This window comes from Veillonella tobetsuensis (genome assembly GCF_001078375.1).
In the GTDB taxonomy this organism is placed as follows: domain Bacteria; phylum Bacillota; class Negativicutes; order Veillonellales; family Veillonellaceae; genus Veillonella; species Veillonella tobetsuensis.
On record NZ_BBXI01000017.1, the window covers coordinates 1 to 20790 of the forward strand.

General features: G+C 39.1%; 14 protein-coding genes, 3 tRNA genes, 1 rRNA gene and 1 pseudogene. 3 read left to right on the forward strand and 16 right to left on the reverse strand.

Translation table 11 applies throughout. The annotated features are described in order from the left end of the window. The 14 genes from VEI_RS07200 to VEI_RS07265 all read right to left on the reverse strand — a co-directional run. Positions 1-229 (reverse strand): 16S ribosomal RNA (locus tag VEI_RS07200); the annotation flags it as partial. A 344-nt stretch (positions 230-573) separates the two neighbouring features. After that, positions 574-649 (reverse strand) — tRNA-Lys (locus tag VEI_RS07205). Positions 650-653: 4 nt separating this feature from the next. Further along, positions 654-728 (reverse strand) — tRNA-Gln (locus VEI_RS07210). A 24-nt stretch (positions 729-752) separates the two neighbouring features. Next, positions 753-828: transfer RNA gene (locus tag VEI_RS07215), tRNA-His, on the reverse strand. 222 nt (positions 829-1050) lie between these two features. Then, entirely contained in the window at positions 1051-1890 is an 840-nt protein-coding gene (gene speE, locus VEI_RS07220) for a polyamine aminopropyltransferase (RefSeq protein ID WP_059363800.1), read from the reverse strand. 62 nt (positions 1891-1952) lie between these two features. Next, positions 1953-2579, reverse strand: a complete 627-nt coding sequence (locus VEI_RS07225) for a hypothetical protein (RefSeq protein ID WP_059363802.1) — start codon at positions 2577-2579, stop codon at positions 1953-1955. Between the two features lie 4 nt (positions 2580-2583). Beyond that, positions 2584-3018: a peptidylprolyl isomerase gene (locus VEI_RS07230; RefSeq protein WP_059363803.1), complete on the reverse strand. Its 435-nt coding sequence runs from the start codon at positions 3016-3018 to the stop codon at positions 2584-2586. Further along, positions 3015-3722: a tRNA threonylcarbamoyladenosine dehydratase gene (locus VEI_RS07235; protein ID WP_059363807.1), complete on the reverse strand. Its 708-nt coding sequence runs from the start codon at positions 3720-3722 to the stop codon at positions 3015-3017. Before VEI_RS07235 ends, VEI_RS07230 begins: the two co-directional genes overlap by 4 nt. After that, positions 3722-4096: a VOC family protein gene (locus tag VEI_RS07240; RefSeq protein WP_005380323.1), complete on the reverse strand. Its 375-nt coding sequence runs from the start codon at positions 4094-4096 to the stop codon at positions 3722-3724. The genes VEI_RS07235 and VEI_RS07240 overlap by 1 nt, the downstream gene beginning before the upstream one ends. Before the next feature lie 79 nt (positions 4097-4175). Then, positions 4176-7259, reverse strand: a complete 3084-nt coding sequence (locus VEI_RS07245) for an AAA family ATPase (RefSeq protein ID WP_059363809.1) — start codon at positions 7257-7259, stop codon at positions 4176-4178. After that, positions 7260-8495, reverse strand: a complete 1236-nt coding sequence (locus VEI_RS07250; protein WP_059363811.1) for an exonuclease SbcCD subunit D — start codon at positions 8493-8495, stop codon at positions 7260-7262. Positions 8496-8582: 87 nt separating this feature from the next. Continuing rightward, complete coding sequence (locus tag VEI_RS07255) at positions 8583-9419, reverse strand: deoxyribonuclease IV (protein ID WP_059363813.1); 837 nt, start codon at positions 9417-9419, stop codon at positions 8583-8585. 65 nt (positions 9420-9484) lie between these two features. Then, a complete protein-coding gene (locus VEI_RS07260; protein ID WP_059363815.1) occupies positions 9485-9904 on the reverse strand; it encodes a Fur family transcriptional regulator in 420 nt (139 codons plus the stop codon). Positions 9905-10101: 197 nt separating this feature from the next. Beyond that, complete coding sequence (locus VEI_RS07265) at positions 10102-11673, reverse strand: DEAD/DEAH box helicase (RefSeq protein WP_059363819.1); 1572 nt, start codon at positions 11671-11673, stop codon at positions 10102-10104. Between the two features lie 259 nt (positions 11674-11932). Here VEI_RS07265 and VEI_RS07270 point away from each other — a divergent pair, with 259 nt between their 5' ends. From VEI_RS07270 to VEI_RS07280, 3 genes are all read left to right on the forward strand, one after another. Beyond that, positions 11933-12508 (forward strand): hypothetical protein, encoded by a 576-nt coding sequence (locus tag VEI_RS07270; RefSeq protein ID WP_059363825.1) that lies wholly within the window; start codon positions 11933-11935, stop codon positions 12506-12508. Between the two features lie 70 nt (positions 12509-12578). Next, positions 12579-13169: a hypothetical protein gene (locus VEI_RS07275; protein ID WP_059363829.1), complete on the forward strand. Its 591-nt coding sequence runs from the start codon at positions 12579-12581 to the stop codon at positions 13167-13169. Between the two features lie 111 nt (positions 13170-13280). After that, positions 13281-13901 carry a hypothetical protein gene (locus VEI_RS07280; protein ID WP_059363834.1) on the forward strand — a complete coding sequence of 207 codons (621 nt, stop codon included), beginning with the start codon at positions 13281-13283 and terminating at the stop codon, positions 13899-13901. 167 nt (positions 13902-14068) lie between these two features. Here the strand turns inward: VEI_RS07280 and tnpA are convergent. Together tnpA and VEI_RS07295 are read right to left on the reverse strand one after the other, a co-directional pair. Further along, positions 14069-14515: pseudogene (gene tnpA / locus VEI_RS10230) on the reverse strand (IS200/IS605 family transposase). A 538-nt stretch (positions 14516-15053) separates the two neighbouring features. Then, entirely contained in the window at positions 15054-20777 is a 5724-nt protein-coding gene (locus VEI_RS07295) for a two-partner secretion domain-containing protein (RefSeq protein ID WP_223209345.1), read from the reverse strand. Positions 20778-20790: the final 13 nt, after the last annotated feature.

Below are 20790 nucleotides of genomic sequence, written 5' to 3' on the forward strand. Positions count from 1 at the left end.
TAAATAGAGGCCACCTTTCATCCATCCTCGATGCCGAGATTGGATCGTATGCGGTATTAGCAGTCGTTTCCAACTGTTGTCCCCCTCTGAAGGGTAGGTTGATTACGCGTTACTCACCCGTTCGCCACTAAGATTCTTAGAAGCAAGCTTCCAAGTCTCTTCGTTCGACTTGCATGTGTTAAGCACGCCGCCAGCGTTCGTCCTGAGCCAGGATCAAACTCTCCAAGATATCTTGAAGCTATTTGAATAGCTCATTATGTGTTGTCGTTACATGTATGTAACTTTGAATTATGGTTGGTTTTGACTTAGTCAAAACCCGCACTCTGGCATATGTTCAATCATATGATTGATTACCTATCATTGTTCAGTTTTCAAAGATCTGTACATTAGAACTTACTCGGTCCTAACGACTTTTTAAAGTATATCAGTCATCATTTAAAACGTCAACCACTTTTTTAAGAAGTTTTGTTTTATTTTGACTAACTGTGTTACCACAATATACTTACCATCATAACCAAATTTCCTAAAATTAGAGATAGAAAACTCACAAACTTTCGTTTGTGAGTTTTAATTTGGTGACTCACCCGCGACTCGAACGCGGGACACCCTGATTAAAAGTCAGGTGCTCTGCCAACTGAGCTAGTGAGTCATGTTGGCAGGGGTGGCTGGGATCGAACCAGCGCATAACGGAGTCAAAGTCCGTTGCCTTACCACTTGGCGACACCCCTACAGTGATTACGATGTGTAGGTTATGGGGTGAGTAGTGGGGATCGAACCCACGCGTAACGGAGCCACAATCCGCCGTGTTAACCGCTTCACCATACCCACCACCTTGTAGGTACTGAAGACATCGTCTTCGTAACAAAGAGAATTATATCTGTTTTAAAAGCTTGTGTCAACAACTTTTTTTAACTTCATTTATCCTTTAGTTTTGAAGTCAATTCGTTGCATACTTCTTATACAAAACCCTTTTATATATCCTTAATAAAAAGGAAGTACCACCGTTAAATAGATTTTTAACGAATGGTGCTTTCCTATTATACATACTATTTATTTTTTTGGCAAATAGTTTTTTACAAAATTTGGCAATGCAAAAGCAGCTTTTTGAATTTCTTTATTATAGTACTTAGTTTCAAAGTTTTGCTCACGGTTCGGAGTCCATGTTAATGGATCAAATGTTTTGGATCCCAATGTAAAGCAATGCATACCTGCTGGATACAATGGAATAAAAGCTGTATATAGACGAGCAATTGGGAAGTGATTATTTACATAACCAAATACTTTTTCCACTAACGGTTGATGCAACATAGGGGATTCTGTTTGTTGTACAAATAGACCATCAGCCTTGAGGGCTTTCAATGTATTCTTATAGAACTCTTCAGTAAAGAGACCTTCACCAGGACCGATTGGATCAGAGCAATCTACGATAATTACATCATAATAATCTTCTGCTTCTGCCATAAAACCAATACCATCGCCAATTTTTACAGTTAACTTAGGGTGTTTTTCAATCATTGCTTCCGCAATAGTTGGTAAGTATTGTTTAGCGAGCTCTACAACTTTACCATCGATTTCTACCATAGTCACTTCTTTTACACAATCATGGCGTACACATTCTCTAGCTACGCCCCCATCTCCACCGCCGATAATCAATACGCGTTCAGGATTTGGATGTAAAAATAAAGGAACATGGCTCATCATTTCGTGATAAATAAACTCTTCTCGTTCAGATGTTTGGAACACACCATCTAAAGCGAGCATCATGCCATACTCTTTAGATTTAAAGACTTCAATTTTTTGGAATTCAGATTCGCCAGAATATAGTACTTCTTCAGCCTCTGCACTAAGGCGTAAATGAGGAGTTTGCTCCTCGGTAATCCATTGACTCATAATAGCCTCCTATCTATATAGGTAGAGCGACAGCTTTCACCATCGCTCTTATAACCCTACACTTATTTCTTGGTTATATAACAAAATCCACCACCAAGAATAGTATCTTGCAACCAATTAACCAAAGAGAAATCACGAATCTCTCCTTCATCAAAAATGCCACAACGAATATCATCACCATCTATAAACAACTTATAAATAGGAACCCAATGCCAGGTATAAAGGGCCTTTTCTTTCCCCTTGTGACGATTTAAAAAGGCTACTGGAACATCTTGTGATAATCCATTATGAATAAATTGGGCTGCTGCGTCTATTTCAATACGAGATGCCGAAAAAGGTGACACATTCAACATATGTACATCATAAGATAAGCCTTTATCCTCGAGCAAACGAGTAAGACCGCGTTCCATCCATTGTGTTTTATATACGCCACCACCAAAGCGTGGCTTTACATATTTCCAAACTAAGTTCATCCGTTCTAAAGCTAGCGTTTTATCGGATGTGGTTTCCAGATCTAATAAGCCATCCCTAAATAATGAATAGCCCAATACTTGTGATGCCGATGTAGGACCACAACCAGACAAGCGTTGCCACTCATCAGTGAACCACTCTTGGTCATACCCATATGATGTTTTACCATTTACATCGATATATAGCCATTCTGGATGTTTAATAGATACATCATTCATAAGATTAACCTTCGATTACTTCCACAGTTTCCATGATAGCACCTTGGTGGATACCATCAACTACGTCCATACCTTCGATTACTTTACCAAATACTGTATGAACACCATCTAAATGAGGTTGTGGTTCATATACGATAAAGAATTGGCTGCCGCCAGTGTTAGGACCACGGTGAGCCATGGACAATGCACCACGTTCATGTTTATGTGGATTGCCAACTAATTCGTCTTTAATTGTATAGCCTGGGCCACCTGTACCGTTACCATTAGGACAACCACCTTGTGCTACGAAGCCAGGGATTACACGGTGGAAGCGAAGTCCGTTGTAGAAGCCTTTGTTGATTAAGTCTACAAAGTTTTGTACTGTGCCAGGAGCTTCTTTATCAAATAATTCAATTACGATATCGCCGCCGTCAGCCATATGGATTTTTGCTTGTTTCATTGTTTAGGTACCTCCAAAATTGTACGCAACACATGTGCTGCTAATATAAAACCTGCCACTGGTGGCACAAAACTACATGTTCCTGGGCTCGTTGCTTCGCCGCAGAACTGTGGCTTTGTCGGTTTTTCTGTAGAAAATAAAACTAATTGTTTTTTTATACCCCGTTTCTTGAGTTCCCGGCGCATAACGCGTGCCAACGGGCATGTATGAGACTTATTGATATCTGCAATCATAAGTTTTTCTGGGTAAAAGCGATTACCGCCGCCCATACAGGAAATAACAGGGATGCTTTCACGTTGGCAAACCTCGACAATATTGAGTTTTGCCGTTACCATATCAATGGCATCGATCACATAATCAACGTTCAAGCTTTGAATAAATCCAGGATAGTTCTCCTCAGTATACATAATATCGTGAGTTTCTATCACTACATCAGGATTAATGGAAAGAGCTCGCGCCTTTGCGACCTCAACCTTACGTTCTCCAATGGTATCGTGTGTCGTAATCATTTGACGATTCAAATTGCTAGGTGCAATGGAATCACCATCAATAATAACGATGCGCCCTACACCAGCACGTACTAGAGCCTCGATGGCCCCACCGCCGACACCACCAACACCAAAGAGCGCAATAGATGTATCCTTTAATGTTTGGATTTTATCAGGCCCAACCAACCACTCTAAACGAGTTAACATATATTCCATTAATATTTACCCGCCGGAATGATTTCTGTCCAATATCCATCAGGATCAGCGATAAAATAAATACCCATGTCGGCATTTTCATAGGCTACAACACCCATCTCTTTATGTTTTTTTAGAGCTGCTTCGTAGTCATCTACATAAAATGCCAAGTGGAATTCATTATCCCCTAAATTATAAGGGCGATCCCAATCGCGCAACCATGTAAGTTCTAATTCATGTGCCGTATATGGACTTTTTAAATATACAAGGGTAAAAGCACCGCTTGGGTCTTCCAAGCGACGAGCCTCTTCAAGCAGTAAGGCCTCTTTATAGAAGGCTAAACTCTTATCAAGATCCTTAACATTTATATTATTATGAGCAAATGAAAACTTCATAGGACCTCCTTTTATAAATACAGTATGTTTTTGTAGGAATTATCCTCTTTTAATAGTATCACATTTTGTAAATGTATAGCTAGTTAATCACAAATTTTGCCGTACTGCCATCATCACCACGTGTGACCTCTAAATGAGCAGGTATACGAGTTTTCAATTCCGGTACATGAGAAATCATACCGATGAGGCGCCCCGATGATTGTAGTTGTACCAATGTTTCCATAGCGAGCTCCAATGTATCAGGGTCAAGCGTACCAAATCCTTCATCAATGAACATCGTATCCATATGAATACCACCGGCATAACTTTGAATCACGTCGGCAAGACCTAAGGCAAGTGCCATAGAGGCCAAAAAGGTTTCACCACCAGACAAGGTATTCGCAGGTCTAGATTGTCCTGTGAAAGCGTCCATTACGGCCAAATCAAGGCCTTGCTTACCACGGCCGCCACCAGTATAGTCTGAACGCTCCAAAGAGTAACGGCTACGGCTCATCTTTTGAAGACGTAAATTGGCTGCATAAACAACCTCATCTAAAATGGCCCCCAATACATAGCGCTCAAAGGTGACATTTTTAAAACCTTGTTCCCCCCCATTAGCGAGATCATTCAATCGACTTAAGAAGGCTACCTTCTCTCGGGCCTCACCCATAGCCGATTCAATTTCCTCTAGTGAAGCAAGTGTAGTTTCTATATGCTGTGTTTCTTTATCCCAAGCCGCTAAATGGCCCACCAATGTATCACGACGTTCTACCGCTGCATCATATACTTCATCCGAAACAGTATCGCTAGGTTTAACCACAGTCTCCGTAGTCTTTAGTGCCGCATCATATACAGCTTGTGCTGTACTAAAGGCCTCTTCCAAGTCATATAACTTAGATTTAGAATCCTCTAACGCATTAAAGTCACTCAATGCTTCTACAAAATCAATTTCACTTAACGATATAGATTGCAATGACTGTATATATTCCCTATGAAGCGAATCAAGATTCTTTTGTTCTTCTTTTACTTGAGAAGATAAGATTTCTAGTCGACCTCGTTTAGCACTTAGCTGCCCTCGAGCCTCCTCTAATTGTTTTGTAATCACTGTTAACTGCGCATCATACTCTTTAATTTCTGATGCTAAGAATGTCACTTGCTTACGCCACAACTCTATATCCGTAGTAGGCAACGACTCTGATAAGGAATCTATTTTTGCTTGTACAGAACTGATACTAATCTCTAGTTCATGCAATGCTTTAAGCAATTCATTATGCGCAAGTTCTGATTTAGCCAACGTATCCTTAGCGGTGCTTAACCTACGCTCCGCATCAGAAATAGTCTTACCTAGCTGTTCAGATTCACCACGTAACGTTTTGAATCGTTCCATTTGAGATAACAGAACTTGTTGAAGCGATACAAAGTTTTCCTTAGAAAAACCATCTATAGAGGACTGAAGAATCGAAACTTGTGCGTCCATATGGTTAGATAATTCATGCATCCGCCCCACTAACGCATCCCTTCGACCAACTTCATTCGCTTGTTGTTGTAACGCTTTATCACGAATACCTCGAGCAGCTTCAACCTCATCCTTAGTAGGATATAATTCTGGCTTAGTTGCTAAATGAGGATGTTCTGTAGAGCCACATACTGGGCAAGGCTCATCTTCTTTCACGAAAGGAACCAGTTCATACGCGCGCCCTTCTTGCATTAAATGCTCTAGCCGCTCTAAATGTACCTTCGCCTCTTTCACTGTTTTATCAAGAGCTGCTAAGGTCTCATCCTTAATGTCGATTTCTTTTTGAACCTGACTAATTTCTTCTACCAACTCAGAATATCTGTGCACATGATTAAGCTGTTCTTGAATAACAGGAACCTGCTCCAGTAGTGTACTATTCTCTTGAAACCGTTTACGTAAACCCTCAACATCTACTTCTATCTGTTTGATGAGCTGGCGTTGTATCTCTAGGTTCGCTTCACTTTTTTTACTATCCAATTGTTTTACATTACCACGTAGTGTAGACATCTTTTTTTTCAACAATCCTAACTCGTCAAACTTTTCAGACTGTTGTTGGAGTTGAGCCAAAGTAATCCTCTTAGATTGTATCGTTTCATCTTGAGATTCTAACGCTTCATGAACCTCTATACAGTTAGTCTCATGTTGAGTAGCAGTGTCCACACTTTTTTCTGCATCGGACAGTGCCCGTTTTAATGTTGTTAAACTAGACTGTTTATCAATGTATTGTTGATACAATGCATGAACTGGAGATAAGGAATTGAGGAATTGAACCTTTTCACTCAAATGTGTGCGCTCAGGTTCTTTAGTTTTCACCAAATCTAATTGGGATGTAGCCTGTGCTAGAGATTGTTGCGCTTGATTATATAGGGCCCACTCCTTACGCAAGGCATTAAATCGTTCTACCTCATTAACAGCCCTATCTCGTTCTACTACAAGTACATCACGATGTGGTACTCGATTAGATAATAGTTCACGTACATGTTCGACAGTTAGCACTGGAGTCTCTTCATCGTGAGGAATAGACTGTATCAACGCCGTTTGTTTCATCAGATTTTCTTCAATGCCAGCTTTTTCGTCATCATAAGCTGATTTAAGAGCCTCTTGTAGCTTTCGATATAACTCTGTTCTAAACAGAGTATGTAGTAATTCCTCCCGCTCATTTGTAGAGGCGACAAGGAGTTTTCTGAATTCCCCTTGTGGCAATAGAACCACTTGTAAAAATTGATCCTTACGAAAACCTATGATTCGTTGAATCGTATCACGAATGGCAGCCGCAGAGGTGGCGATAACCTTCCACTCACCAGCTTTCATTTCATAGACAGTGGCACTAGCGTTCTGTTCGCGCATACCTGTACCGCGTTTTTTGGCTACCATCTGTTTTGGTAGTCTTTCAACACGGTATTGAGCATCTCCGATAGCAAAGGAAAAATCTACACGCGTCATGCGCTCAGGTTCCGCAAAATCGCTGCGGATAGCATCGGTTTTCCGCACTTCTCCACTTGGCTCGCCATACAAGGCATATACCATGGCGTCTAATATAGATGTTTTACCTGCCCCCGTGGGACCAGAGATAAGGAACATGGAATGGTCTTGGAGTGCACTAAAATCCAAGGTAACCGAATCTCGATACGGACCAAAGGCTTCTATAGTTAAAGATATAGGCTTCATCTAGTCCTCCTTGATAATTCGGTCCCACACAGAGTCGATATATGACTGTTCCGCCTCTGTTAATGGCTCTTTCCACACGGTTTCTGCAAACTGATTAAACAATTGACGTTCATTTAGCTCTTTAAATACGGAATCCCCCATGTCAGCCATAGGCGCTGCCACACGACCTACTAGGTCAATCGTCATACAGCAACGATACACTTGGCGCAATTTGGCCATCCCATCCATTATAGGCATCGTATCGAGCAATCGAGCCTGCACATAATCGTCTTTATGCTTAGCCTGTAATTCCTTATTATTTAGTAAATCTTCAAAATAACCTTCTAAAATAACTACATCTCTCTTTGGCTCTACAGGAATGGTACTAATATCTACCTTCCCGTTTGTATCCATATCAATAATAGTAAAAGATTTCTTCTGCTCATGTTCATCAAAGGAATATTTTAAAGGCGATCCGCTATAGCGAATATGGTCTGCCCCCATCCGTTGCGGTCCATGTAAATGTCCAAGAGCTGTATAGTGAAAGTTTTTAAAAACGTGAGGGCTCACCTGTTCACTACCACCTACAGACAATGTTCGTTCCGAACCACCTACTTCGCCCCCCATTACAAAGGCGTGACTAATGGCAATGCTACGCATCCGTTTTGGCACTTGTTTATATAGATAATCACTCCAAGCCTGATACATTTGGTCATAATTATGTAAATTAAGTGCGACCTCTTCTTGATCCTTATCATCTACATAGGAAAATAAAGTATCATCAGTCATATCCGCATCAACTGGTTTTGATTCACTGGAGTTCAGTCCCAAAGCGTCACCTATACGACGAGGCTCACTAAAGGGCATGGGGCAAATGGCTACCTTACCATCGGAGCTTTCAAATTCAAAGGGACGTAACGCATGATGAGGTGAACCCCAAATATGAATGCCAGATTGGCCCAACATAGCACGTCCCACTTCGAGGCGCTCTGCCCCATCGTGATTGCCACTTACTACAAAGAGTGGCATCTTATAATCCATAGCGAGACGAGTAATGATAGAGTCCCATAATTCAATGGCTTCTATAGGTGGTACCGCCCGATCAAATACATCCCCTGCAAGCAATATGCCATCGATTTTTTCGTCTTTCAAAATAGAAAAGAACTGATGCTCCAATACAGGAGCTTGGTCTTCCGTTAAATACTGACCATAAAATATACGCCCTAAATGCCAGTCTGCAGTATGTAAAAAACGCATTTCATCCCCCTTTCCAGTTCTCCCTATACCTTATATAAATTTGGTTTATACCAATTATTATATAACTAAATTTACAGTTTTGCTTAATTATTGATTCTCTACGATAGAGCGCAACATAGCAATTTCTTTAGCATAACCATCTAATTCATTTGGCGTTTCCAAGTAGAATGGCAAATTCGTCAATTTAGGATGTGTTACAATGCGGGCAATTGCATCGATACCGATATGACCTTCCCCAATTTTTTCATGACGATCTTTATGTGCCCCCATAGGATTTTTTGAATCATTCAAGTGAATAGCTTTCAAACGGTCAAGACCAACAATACGATTGAACTCGTCGATAACACCATCTAAATTATTAACGATGTCATAACCACCTTCGTGAATATGGCAAGTATCTACACAAACACCCATGTACTCTTTTAATTTTACACCGTCAATAATACGAGCAATTTCTTCAAAACGAGAGCCAATTTCCGTTCCCTTACCAGCCATAACCTCTAAAAGAACCGTTGTTTTCATGCCTGGGAATAAGATTTCATTCAAGCACTCCACGATGTATTCGATACCTTGGTCAACACCTTGCTTTACATGACTGCCGGGATGAAAGTTATACATCTGGCCTGGTAAATATTCCATGCGTTCTAAGTCTTCTGTCATGGCTTGTTTTGCAAAAGCGCGCAAATCTTCCTTTGCTGCACATGGATTATACGTGTAAGGTGCATGGGCTAACAAGGTACCAAAGTTATGTTCTTTCATATACGCACTAAGGCTATTCATATCCTCCACATCGAGAGCACGCATGCTACCACCACGAGGATTGCGCGTAAAGTATTGGAATGTATTGCCACCAATTTTGGTGGCTTCCTTTCCCATATGTAAATACCCTTTTGATATTGATAAATGTGAACCTATAATAAACATTAAATTTCCCTTCCACTCTATTTTTACTCAAAAACCCCCTGCATCTTATACGCAGGGGGCATCTGTTAGTGACTTTCTTTTTTTGCACATTCTGGGCATACGCCTTCGAATGTAATTTGTTGTCCTGTAATTTGATAAGCACTAGCTTTTCCAGCAATATCGGAAATAGCATGAAGATCGACATTCATCATATCTTCTACTTTGTTACAACGAACACAGCGAATGTGAGCATGCGCAGTCGTATCCCAATCGTAATGAGCTCGTTCATCGCCTACTTCTAACACTTTAACAAGGCCAATTTTTTCAAAAATTTCCATTGTTTTGTATACTGTTGCTAAACTCATGCTTGGATGCATAGGACGCAATCTATGATAAATCATCTCTGCCGTTGGATGATTGTGGTGACCACGCAAAGCATCATAAATTGCAATTCGTTGAGGAGTTACCTTAAACCCTTCGCTTCGCAAAATTTGTGCGATATCCATAATAATCTACCTTTCTCCACTTGGAAACATATTGGTACTCTATCGTCCATTTTCAAATAATAATTATTATTTATTGTACCATTCCAGTAGATTTTAAGCAATAAAAAACGTGGATTTATACAACCCACGTTTCTCATAACTCATATTTACTATTAATCTGTATTCAAGCTCTGTATGAAACCAAATTCACACTGTAATTAGTCTTTAAAATATGGTTTAAATCCTTCACCTTGATGACGTGGTTTACGATCTGCTTTAGGACGTTCACTACGACGGTCATCACGGCGACGGCTATCACGACGCTCACCTCTACGTTCATCGCGATTGCGACGAGGACGATCTTCACGACGACGATCTCCGTCACGGCGGCGTTCCCCATCTCTGCGACGGTCACCATCACGACGACGGCGATCACCTCGAACACCTTCACGGCGGCGACGCACGCGTAAAGGTTTTTCTTCCGTAATATTGACAGGTGTTGTATCTGGTTCTTTAGTTAACAACTTAAGAGCCGCTGCCAACAATGTAACAGAATCAGTATCATTCAGCAACTCTTCAGCACTTACTTTAAATGGCGCCAACTCTTCTACATTGCCTGCCATTTCAACTAAACTTTCAACAGCAATACGTTGTTGGCCTTCCAAAACTTCACCTAAGGACGGCGCACGACGCTTCGCAATTTTGCGTTTCGTTAAGCGTTCAATAGCATGAAGGTGTTCAATTTCACGAGGGATAACAAATGTATATGCTTCGCCTGCCTTACCAGCACGGCCTGTACGACCTACGCGATGCGTATAGCTTTCAGGATCTTGTGGCAAATCATAGTTATATACATGAGATACGCCGGAAATATCAAGGCCACGAGCAGCCACATCAGTAGCTACAAGAATGTCAATTGTACCTTCTCGGAATTGACGAATTACACTATCACGTTTTTGTTGTGATAAATCACCATGGATACCTTCCGCCATATAGCCACGTTTTTTAAGAGCTTCTGTTACTTCATCAACACGACGTTTCGTACGTGTAAAGATGATAGCCAACTCTGGCGCTTGTAAGTCGAACAAACGGCACAACACATCAAATTTTTGACGATCTTGTACCTCGATATAGTATTGTTCGATAAGATCCATCGTTACTTGCGTAGGTTTCATACGAATCAACGTTGGCTCTGTAAGGTATGTTTCTGCTAACTCGCGAATCGCCTTAGGCATTGTTGCAGAGAATAGCAATGTTTGGTGATTTTCTGGGATAGCCCCTAAAATTTTGTTGATGTCGTCTACAAAGCCCATGTTCAACATTTCATCAGCTTCATCAAGAACGACAATCTTAACGTCTTCAAATTTAATAGAACCGCGATCCATATGGTCCATCAATCGGCCTGGTGTGGCAACAATGATTTGCGGATTCTTTTTCAATGCACGGAATTGACGGTTAATATCTTGGCCACCATAAATAGGCAATGCCGTAATATCCGTATACTGAGCCATTTTATTAAGCTCTTCTGCTACTTGAATAGCTAATTCTCGTGTAGGGGACAAAATCACTACTTGAACGTGACGATTACTGCCGTCTACGCGTTCCAATACAGGTAGGCCAAAGGCCGCTGTCTTACCAGTACCTGTTTGAGCTTGACCGATCATGTCTTTACCGCTCATGGCTACTGGGATAGCTTCCTGTTGAATTGGCGTAGGCTCTTCAAAGCCCATATCGTTTAACGCACGTAGAACAGGTTCGCTAATCATTAATTGTTCAAATTTTTCTAACATCTAAATGTGTTTCCTCCTATCGCGCACGAATTATGCGCGTTAGAATAGTATATCATATTTCGAGGGTGAAAGCTATTACATCAAACTATTTTCTAATACATATATCCGCTTATACTAATCAACTATATGAGTAAACATATAATTTAGGTATAATATAATTAATATAATATACCCCAAAATTCCGCCAATAATAAAGCAATGCCTTTTAAGATATTACAATTTTACTGAACATTCAAGAGCATTATAAAAGGAACATACAATGAAACCACTTACTCTTAAACGATTTGTATTATTACCATTAATTATATTCTCTCTCATAATGACAACAGGTTGTCATCTTCTCTCCCATTACAGTGAGGATGAGGTACACCAATATATAAATAAGAACTATCCTAATCTGACCTATCACCTAGAGTCACGAAGGGGCAATACATGGCAAATCATCTTTGACAAATATCCACAAATGCCCATTGAAATATCTGAAGTCTTGCACACCTCTGCACCTGTTGTGCCACAAGTTGAGCGAATACTGATAACCAATATCCCGTTAATAACTGCATTCCCATTAATGAAAAACTATCTAACAACAGAAGAATTATCCTATGCTACATACGATACATCTACTTTGTATATTGAAATGCCTATCCCCTATTCAGCCATAGAAAACCATGATGTAACAAATTTTTACAATCGAATGGATCAATTCTGCAAAGAATATGCTGCAACATATCCAGATTTCAAAGAAAAAATATATATTAGAGTCATCATAAAACCGTCTGATGGTTCTGATGCACCGGAAGAGTATAGAAAAGTATTCCGTTTATCCCAATATTAATAAAGAAATTATGTTAAGTATAATACTATTGTAATGAATACGCCTTTATAATCGAAGGAGATCCATTGAAATGAAAATACAGCATAAAGCCTTTACAACTATGGTGTTTCTCGCTATACTACTCACCACATCTGGATGCCACCTATTCACACACTATTCTACTGAGGAAGTAAAAGAATATATATCTCAAAACTACCCTCATATGCCTTACACCATAGAAAAACACATTAACCACACCTGGACCGCAACCTTCGACGCCTATCCAAATCTACCTATATTAATACAGGAAGAAAATGTAAATTACGATGGTGGCGGCCTCCCTATTACAGATAAATTCATTTATACAAATATTCCTTTGGTAACCATATACCCTTTATTTCAAAAATATCTCACCGATGAAGAATTAAACTATGTATCTTATAAGAGATACCTTTTTGGAGAAGATGCTTGGAGTTTCAGCCTCACTATTCCATATGATGCGGTCCACAATCATGATATTCAAAACCTCTTTCTTCGCATCAATCAACTTTGTGAGGAATGTAAAAATATGTATCCTCAGTTCAACACAACAATGAATATTCGTGTAGAAGTAAAATCAGCTGATGGTTCACCTACCCTGCCAGAACATTTAAAAATATTTAACGTCAACAAAACTAAATAGTGCTTTAAAAGGATTTTCATAAAACGATTGCTTCTCTTTCATTTAATATACATATACCTGATTATAATAATCAGTATATATATTCATTTTAATTTAGAGAGAGAGGAAATTATGAACGGAATCAATTGGACACATCTATTAACACTCACCTTATCCCCTGAAAAAGGTAGCAATGAACTCAAAAACACGGGCACCCTCAGTGAAGCTCTACCAATGGGTATTATTACGTATCTGGCAATGGCAATATTAACCTATATCTTAGCTTGCATTACAACAAGCATTGTAGGCTATAAATTCTTTACCATTTTTTCATTCACTACCTTATTGGGTCTTATATTTAAAGGACTTTTGAAAGCTATCATCCCTGCTCTACTAGCAAGCTATATCTTTAATTTTTACTGTCAGCGTACATATCCTACAGTAAACGTAAACTTACCAGATACAATTAAACAATTCATGTATGGTGTAAGCGTATATGCTCTACTTGTGTTAGTTCAAAATATCGTGCTCATGCCGTTCATGATAGGCATCTATACTGCCACATTCCCATATGGTCTAGTAAGAACAGTTATATTCATCTTAAATGTTTTAGTTTATGGGTGGACCGCATTTGCTTTATTAAAACTATGTATTGCAGAATACAATATGTCTGTACGCGATACAGCAATAACCTTAGTAGTTAGTATCGTTCCACTCATCGTCATCAACTACATCATAAAAAATGTCTTCTAATGCTATGGAAACAAAATTATAATGAATTATAACCACCCGTAAAAGGGGTGTTTTGCTCACGGGCTATAAGCCCGTATTACTAGGCCAGCGTCTAAAGGCGCTGGCTTTCACTACGTTCAAGTCGCATAGCTATTGACTCGTAACGGTCCCCATAAAGGGGATACGTATTACTTGCTACCCTTAAAAGGGACCTCATAGTCTTTTACACAAAGTTTATCTTTCATTTGGTCATGTAACTCTTGCTCACGTATATATTTTTTACGGGAGCTTCATTTAAACCTACCGTACTTATATAATACCCCTCAGACCAAAAGTGTCTATTTCCAAATTTATACTTTAAGTTTGCGTGTTTATCGAACATCATAGGTACACTTTTACCCCTTAAATATCCCATAAAAGATGAAATTACTATTTTAGGTGGGAATAATACTAGCATATGTACATGATCTGCCAAAAGCTCCCCCTATAATCTTGATGCCCTTATATTCACATAAACGCCTCAGTATTTCATGTAAACTATTTCTATTGATTATATATAACTACTTAGATATAAATACTATGTGGTATTTGCATAACCATTTTGTGTGCGCAAGGCCCTGTGTCTTTGTTGCCATATAAAATCACCTTTCTTTTGCATATAATGCGGCTTGAACACCTACATTATACTTAAGCAAGGTGATTTTTTTGTATAACTTTCGTTGCCGTCTAAAGTAATTCTAAATCTAAATCAAATATGCTTTCTTCTCCCAAGAAAGTATTCCATTAAAACAATTCCACCTGATATACATAGCAAGATAATATATGATAAATTAATAGGAGTATACAAGCATTCAACAAGAACAACCCATAGAATTAATAGTAATTTAGAAATCCATTTTCTTGTTATTCTATCAGCTATCATAAATATAGATAAATTGATAATTATTTTAATGATTATCGCTGCAATAATGACTATTGAGGTAAACTCTTCTCTATAATCTGTCAGTTCATATAAGGGATATAATAAATAACTCAACAGAACACTAAGTATTATTAAGAACCAAATATTTATTCCCTTTAAAAATTTACATTTTCTATAATAGAAAACGCCAACCAAAAGAAATAGTAAAACACTAAGCAATATCCCTATAATTAATAGATAATCTAAATGAATCATGGTTTATACTGTCCTTTAATCATTTGTTTGTTTCTAGAAAATAAGTCTTTAACAAATTCAAACGCATCTTTTTTTTGTTCTTCCTCTGTAGATGCATTTTCAATATCATATAATGTTGGATTTCCAGAAATACTAAGTGTCGCAGCTTGAAGATAAGCTTTTCCTGCTTTATTAACATAGTTTCCAACATGAGGGCCTCTCAACTCAGTTGTATACATGCCATAAGGTCTACCTTCAGGATCACGAAAAGGAGCAATAATAGTGCCAGTAATTGATGCTTCCATATATTCATCTGGATAATGAATGTCGTCTCCACGAATATACCAATCACCTAACCCAGACCCATCATTTCTTGGAACCCAGAACTTTGCTCCAAATTCTAACCCCGCTTTTGTACCTAACAAACGCCACTTACCAAATACAATTTGATATAGATAGCCATCCTCTACTTTATAAACCCCTTCAAATTGTGGTTCGTAACTTGTATCATTCCACTTAGTAGCATTAGAGGCTACTGCTCCACCTGTAATCCCCGGCTTATTTGTAACTTTATTAACTATCGATCCTAAAGCAGCACTAATAAGCTGTGCTTGATCAGGATGCTTTCTTCCTACTTTATCAATAATGCTCTTAATAGCTAATTGATTAATCCCTGCCGACATAGCACCGGAACCATTTGGATTACCTGCCAATTGCGCAGTAATCTCACCTATTGCAGCATGCAAAGCTACTTTTTCTGGACCGCCTTCTTTCCAATGATATTTATCACTTAGGCGATGTACTTCTTCAAATGCATTTTTAGCAAATAAACGTGCTAGTTCCTGACGCTCTTCAATTTTCTTTTTATCAAAAATTTTATCTAGTTGATGTAGCGTATTCTCTGTATTGGTATTAATCGTCTTAGTATCAATTTCTTTACCATCTACTATTAGTATACCATCAGAAATAGCAGATTGAGTAGTAGAGCTTGCTTTACCTTTAGATCCTACACCTAAGTTTGGAACTAGACCAATACTGTTATAAATCTTATCATACCCTTTTTTATCATTGGCTTTCATCTCTTCGAGTTTCTTTTTACTACCATAGTAGTTATAGCCGATCCCATTATTGCTATAGGTATACTCAGCTTCATTTTGGATATCTTTCATCTCAAGAGATTTAGTAGTCAATGTATTCTTAGCTTTTGGAGCTTCACTTTTAATGACAGCACCTTCTAATGTAGTACCATTCCCTACATTAATATCATAGCCATCTTCTCCAGCATAAATTCCAGCTTGTTTTGTTACGCTTTTCCATTTGCTATCAATTCGTCCTACACTAGCATTGATACTACCTGTTGGATTCTTGAAATTAGGTTTAGAGGAAACAGAGAAGCCAGCCGACTTACTGTGTTCTTTAAAGTTATCTACATCTTGTAAGCTTTGAATATGTAAATCACGGCCTGTATCTACGTCTACCTTTTTACCAGATACGGTAGAACCAATCATATTTGTGTCACGTTTTGCTTTAAGCTGTGCTAATTCGACTGCTTTAATCTTAGTTGGTACATAACTTTCTTGGTGAGTATCTCCATTTTGACGAGCCATATGACCGCTTGCATTAATATCAAGAAGTCCTCCACCAGTTAAACTAATCCCCGCACCGATACTCCAACCAGAGCTTTTATAGGTATTCTTAACATCTACAGTATTTTTACCGGCTACAAGGTTGATATCACTAGCACTATCTAATACTAGGTTTTTAGCTTGTACCGTTTCACCAGTTACATAAATACCACTTTGCTCAGCATCACGAGCTGTAATACGTACAGTACTGTCGCTAACAAGAGTACCACCTTGATACGTATTTGTATCTACTACTTGTCCTTGTTTTCTAGAAGTGCTACCAATACTTACAGAGAGATTTACAGCATCATCAATATTTTTAGCGCCTCGTTTAGCTTTACCATCTACTTTCTCAACTTTACCTGTTACGGCATCTCGTATTTTAGCTCCATGTAAAGCTGTGTCTACCGCTTCATATCCATCTTGCAATTGTTGACGTGCTTCATTGAGTTCAAGTGCAGCTAAACGCTTATCATCACGGCCACCCGCTTGTTTTATAGTACGAGTCGCATTAGTAAGCGTATTCGCTACTGCACCGCCCAACGATACGGTAAGACCCGTCTTCTTATAGCGTTCATCATGAGACATATGGTTGTGATCTATATTTCCATCCAATGTAACGGCAGAACCTTCTAACGCAGCACCGTCTTTAGCAACAATATCAGTGCTTGTGAGATGAACGGTATCATTCGCTTTGACAGTAACAGTACCTTTCGTGCTGGCAATTGTATTTCGTACAGTAGTTTCTTTATGGTTAACTTCATCTATATTGTGTTTTTCTTTGCCTATAGTAAAGCCTATTCCTGTACTACCAAGCAAACCCGATTTCTTATGACGATATACACTAGTACCATCTGTAATCACTTTATCTGCGCCCAACTCTACCTTACCACCAGCGGTAACAGATACGGCATTCTCACCCATAATTTGAGCAGATTGACCAGTTACATCTTGAGCACTAGTAATAGTTACAGTTTTACCACTTAACGTAGAACCTGTTACAGATGTTGTAGTTACATCATCTACCGCATTGGTGCTTTCACGTTTTACTAAACTTTTCTTTTTATCTAGGTATACATGATTGACTGTACTATTTGCCTTCGCTGTATTTAGTTCAAACGTATTACCAGATACTTGCACTGTATCTGCTGCTAATAGTTGACTACCTTCAAGTTGTACTGTATCAGAGGCATTGACAGAAACGTTCTTACCTTCAATGCTACTCCCAACAGATGATTGTGCGTTAACAAGATCATGAGACTCCGTAGTTTGAGAATGCCCACCACCAGATTTGCCCTTGTCAAAACGATGTTCTTCCAGTTCATGTGTAGCATTCATGGCTTTCATCGTTACATTATGGCCGGCCGCTACATGCGTATTTACATCAGAGGTAATAACACCTGCCGCCATAGATACATCTCGGCCTGCAACTACTGTTGTTTCACCAGCACCACCAATACGACCTTGATCTACACCGGTTATCGTTTCACGTCGATTATTTCGACTATCCCACTCAACTTTGCTATTAGCTGCCTTATACTGTACGCCTGTATTCATTACATCGCGTCCAGCACTAACCTTTGTGGAACCAGCTGCATTAGTTTGTGTAATGGTACCGCCTTCATTAATGACGTCTTTTTTAGCATACACAGAGACTGTATCGTTGCCCATAATAGTCCCTTGTGTATTACGAACTTCGTCATTCGCTGTAACCGTAGTAGTGTTACCTTTAATAAGACCATTATCATTGTGAATGGTGTTGCCAGTAATAGTTATATCCTTGTCTGCCACAATACTACCACTATTATGCATAGTATCAACGGAAAGGTTAATGGATTGAGCCTGTAAGTTAGCTGCACCTTCTACCCGTTTTGTATTTGGGGCTAAATATAGAGTCGGTACTAGTACAGTTTCTGTTTTACCATTTGGCAATACAACAGCCTTACTAACTAGGAGTACTACATCCTCTTTAAGATTCTTTTGCTCAGCCTCTGTTAAGCCTCTACCTAATGCAATAGATTGAGATTTTGTTACACTAATCCCTGCATCCATCAATTGGCGATATTGTTCCTCTGCTGAAAGACCAGATTGCAGTCTACTTTTACCGGTTTGACGCATAATCTCTTGCATAACGAGCTGTTGCTCATAATAGCCATCACCCAATCGTTTTTGTATATTCATAGGGTCTAATTTAAGTCGAGATAATACGTAATCAGAAGATAAGAAGTTACGACGATTTGTGAAGTTTGGATCGGTTTCAATCACATAGGTAGTATTAGGGTTCGTCGATAACTGACTCATACTATTTAATAAAGATGCATCTACTGTAGCATCACTTGTACTATTTTCAACATGACTACCATATACGGCAACAGGGATATCTGTAGGGTTGACTATCGTATTCTTATAGTCAGCCGTTCGTATATTAGTCGTATCCCGTCCACGTCTCCTCCGACGACTATATGATGTTGCTGTACCATCTTCAGTAATATATTCATTACCCTTAGGGTTACTTTGTTCATACTGACCTACTGTACCAGTGATATCTCCAGCAGCACTAATTTGACTAGATTCATTCGTCATATGATCGACATCCATATGTAAATCCCCACCGGAAATAATCCGCCCAGGATTAGATGTATCTACCACATCTTTTTCACGAGTACGATCATATTCATACTTAGTCCAATCCTCATGATATTCACCATTTATAGAAAGTTGAAGATTCTCACGAGTATGAATAACAACCTTATCTTTTGGAATTTGCTCATGATCTAAATAGATTCGTTCTTCCGATAATTGGTATCGCTTAATGCTACCAGATGGTGCTACTTCGTTTTTAATATGCTCTTTTCCACCTACCACTACACGTTTAAGGGTAATCCCACCATTTTTATTATCTACAGATTTAGCATATAATGCACCACCTTGACCAAATTCAATGGTAGACGCTGTATTTACAATACTATCTATCTTACCAGATACAGTTCCTGTAGAATTCATCGTTTTGCCAAGTTGTAGTTGTCCCTCAGCTTTAATCACACTACCATCTGTATTAACAATAGAGTTTGTCGCTATAGATAGATCTTTTTGGGCAATCATAACAGGGGCATCTTTAGTCTCTGTATTACCCTTTTGAATAACAGAATCGGTAGTAATCTTAGCGGTATCCACATACAATTTACCACGATTCATCTGCTCAAAACTTTTTGTAGTAATATCTGCTTCTGTAGCAGCGATAGTACCGGTATTTTGCAATTTGCCAGTACTATCTACGGTTAACTTATTTTGTGCAGATAATACACCTTGATTATTCACACCAAAGCCATCATTGGTGCCAACTAAATACATGCTATTGGCATACATACCACCAATAGCAGCTACATCAAGGCCAACTTGACTAGATTCACCAGTTTTGTGAACATTCGTAACTTTACCAGAAGAATCTACCGAAACAGCATTCTTCCCCGTCACAACTTGAGCATCTTTCGCCCAAACTTTACCATTCAGCTGAACAGCCTCTGCTAACAAATCTGTGCGTGCTGTTTTCGATGCATTAAGGCCTTTTTCCCCTACGGTGATACTACCTTGTTGTACTTGATAGCCTGTAATACTACCGTTATTGATAATTGGGTTCCCCGTTGTTAATGTAGCACTGTTAGCATTGATAAAGGTGCCATTATTGACAGAAATACCATTCGGATTCGCAATGATAACATGGGCCTTATTGCCGGCCACTTCAAGAGCCCCATTCATAGATGTTGCACCCGTACCCGTTACTTCATTTAAAATTGTATTCGCTGTAGGTCCGACTAGATTCGGATTTCCCATAATGTAACCTGCCAGCTCCGTATTCACAGGACGATTGGCATTATTTAAAATAAGCCCTTTATGATCTACATTAAATGCATCATATTGGTTATGGGATAGCCCTTTATCATTAGGCGTATTGATATTGACTACAGTCATACCATTACGAGCCTCTTCTGTTTTTGGTCCTAATGCACCTTGAGCAGGTACAACAGGATTGGCTAACGCCATTGGAATCCATGGGGCAGAATTTGTGGCAAGCAATGCAGCAAAGATGGCCATTGCCGTATGTTTTCTAATATTCATATTATGTATCTCT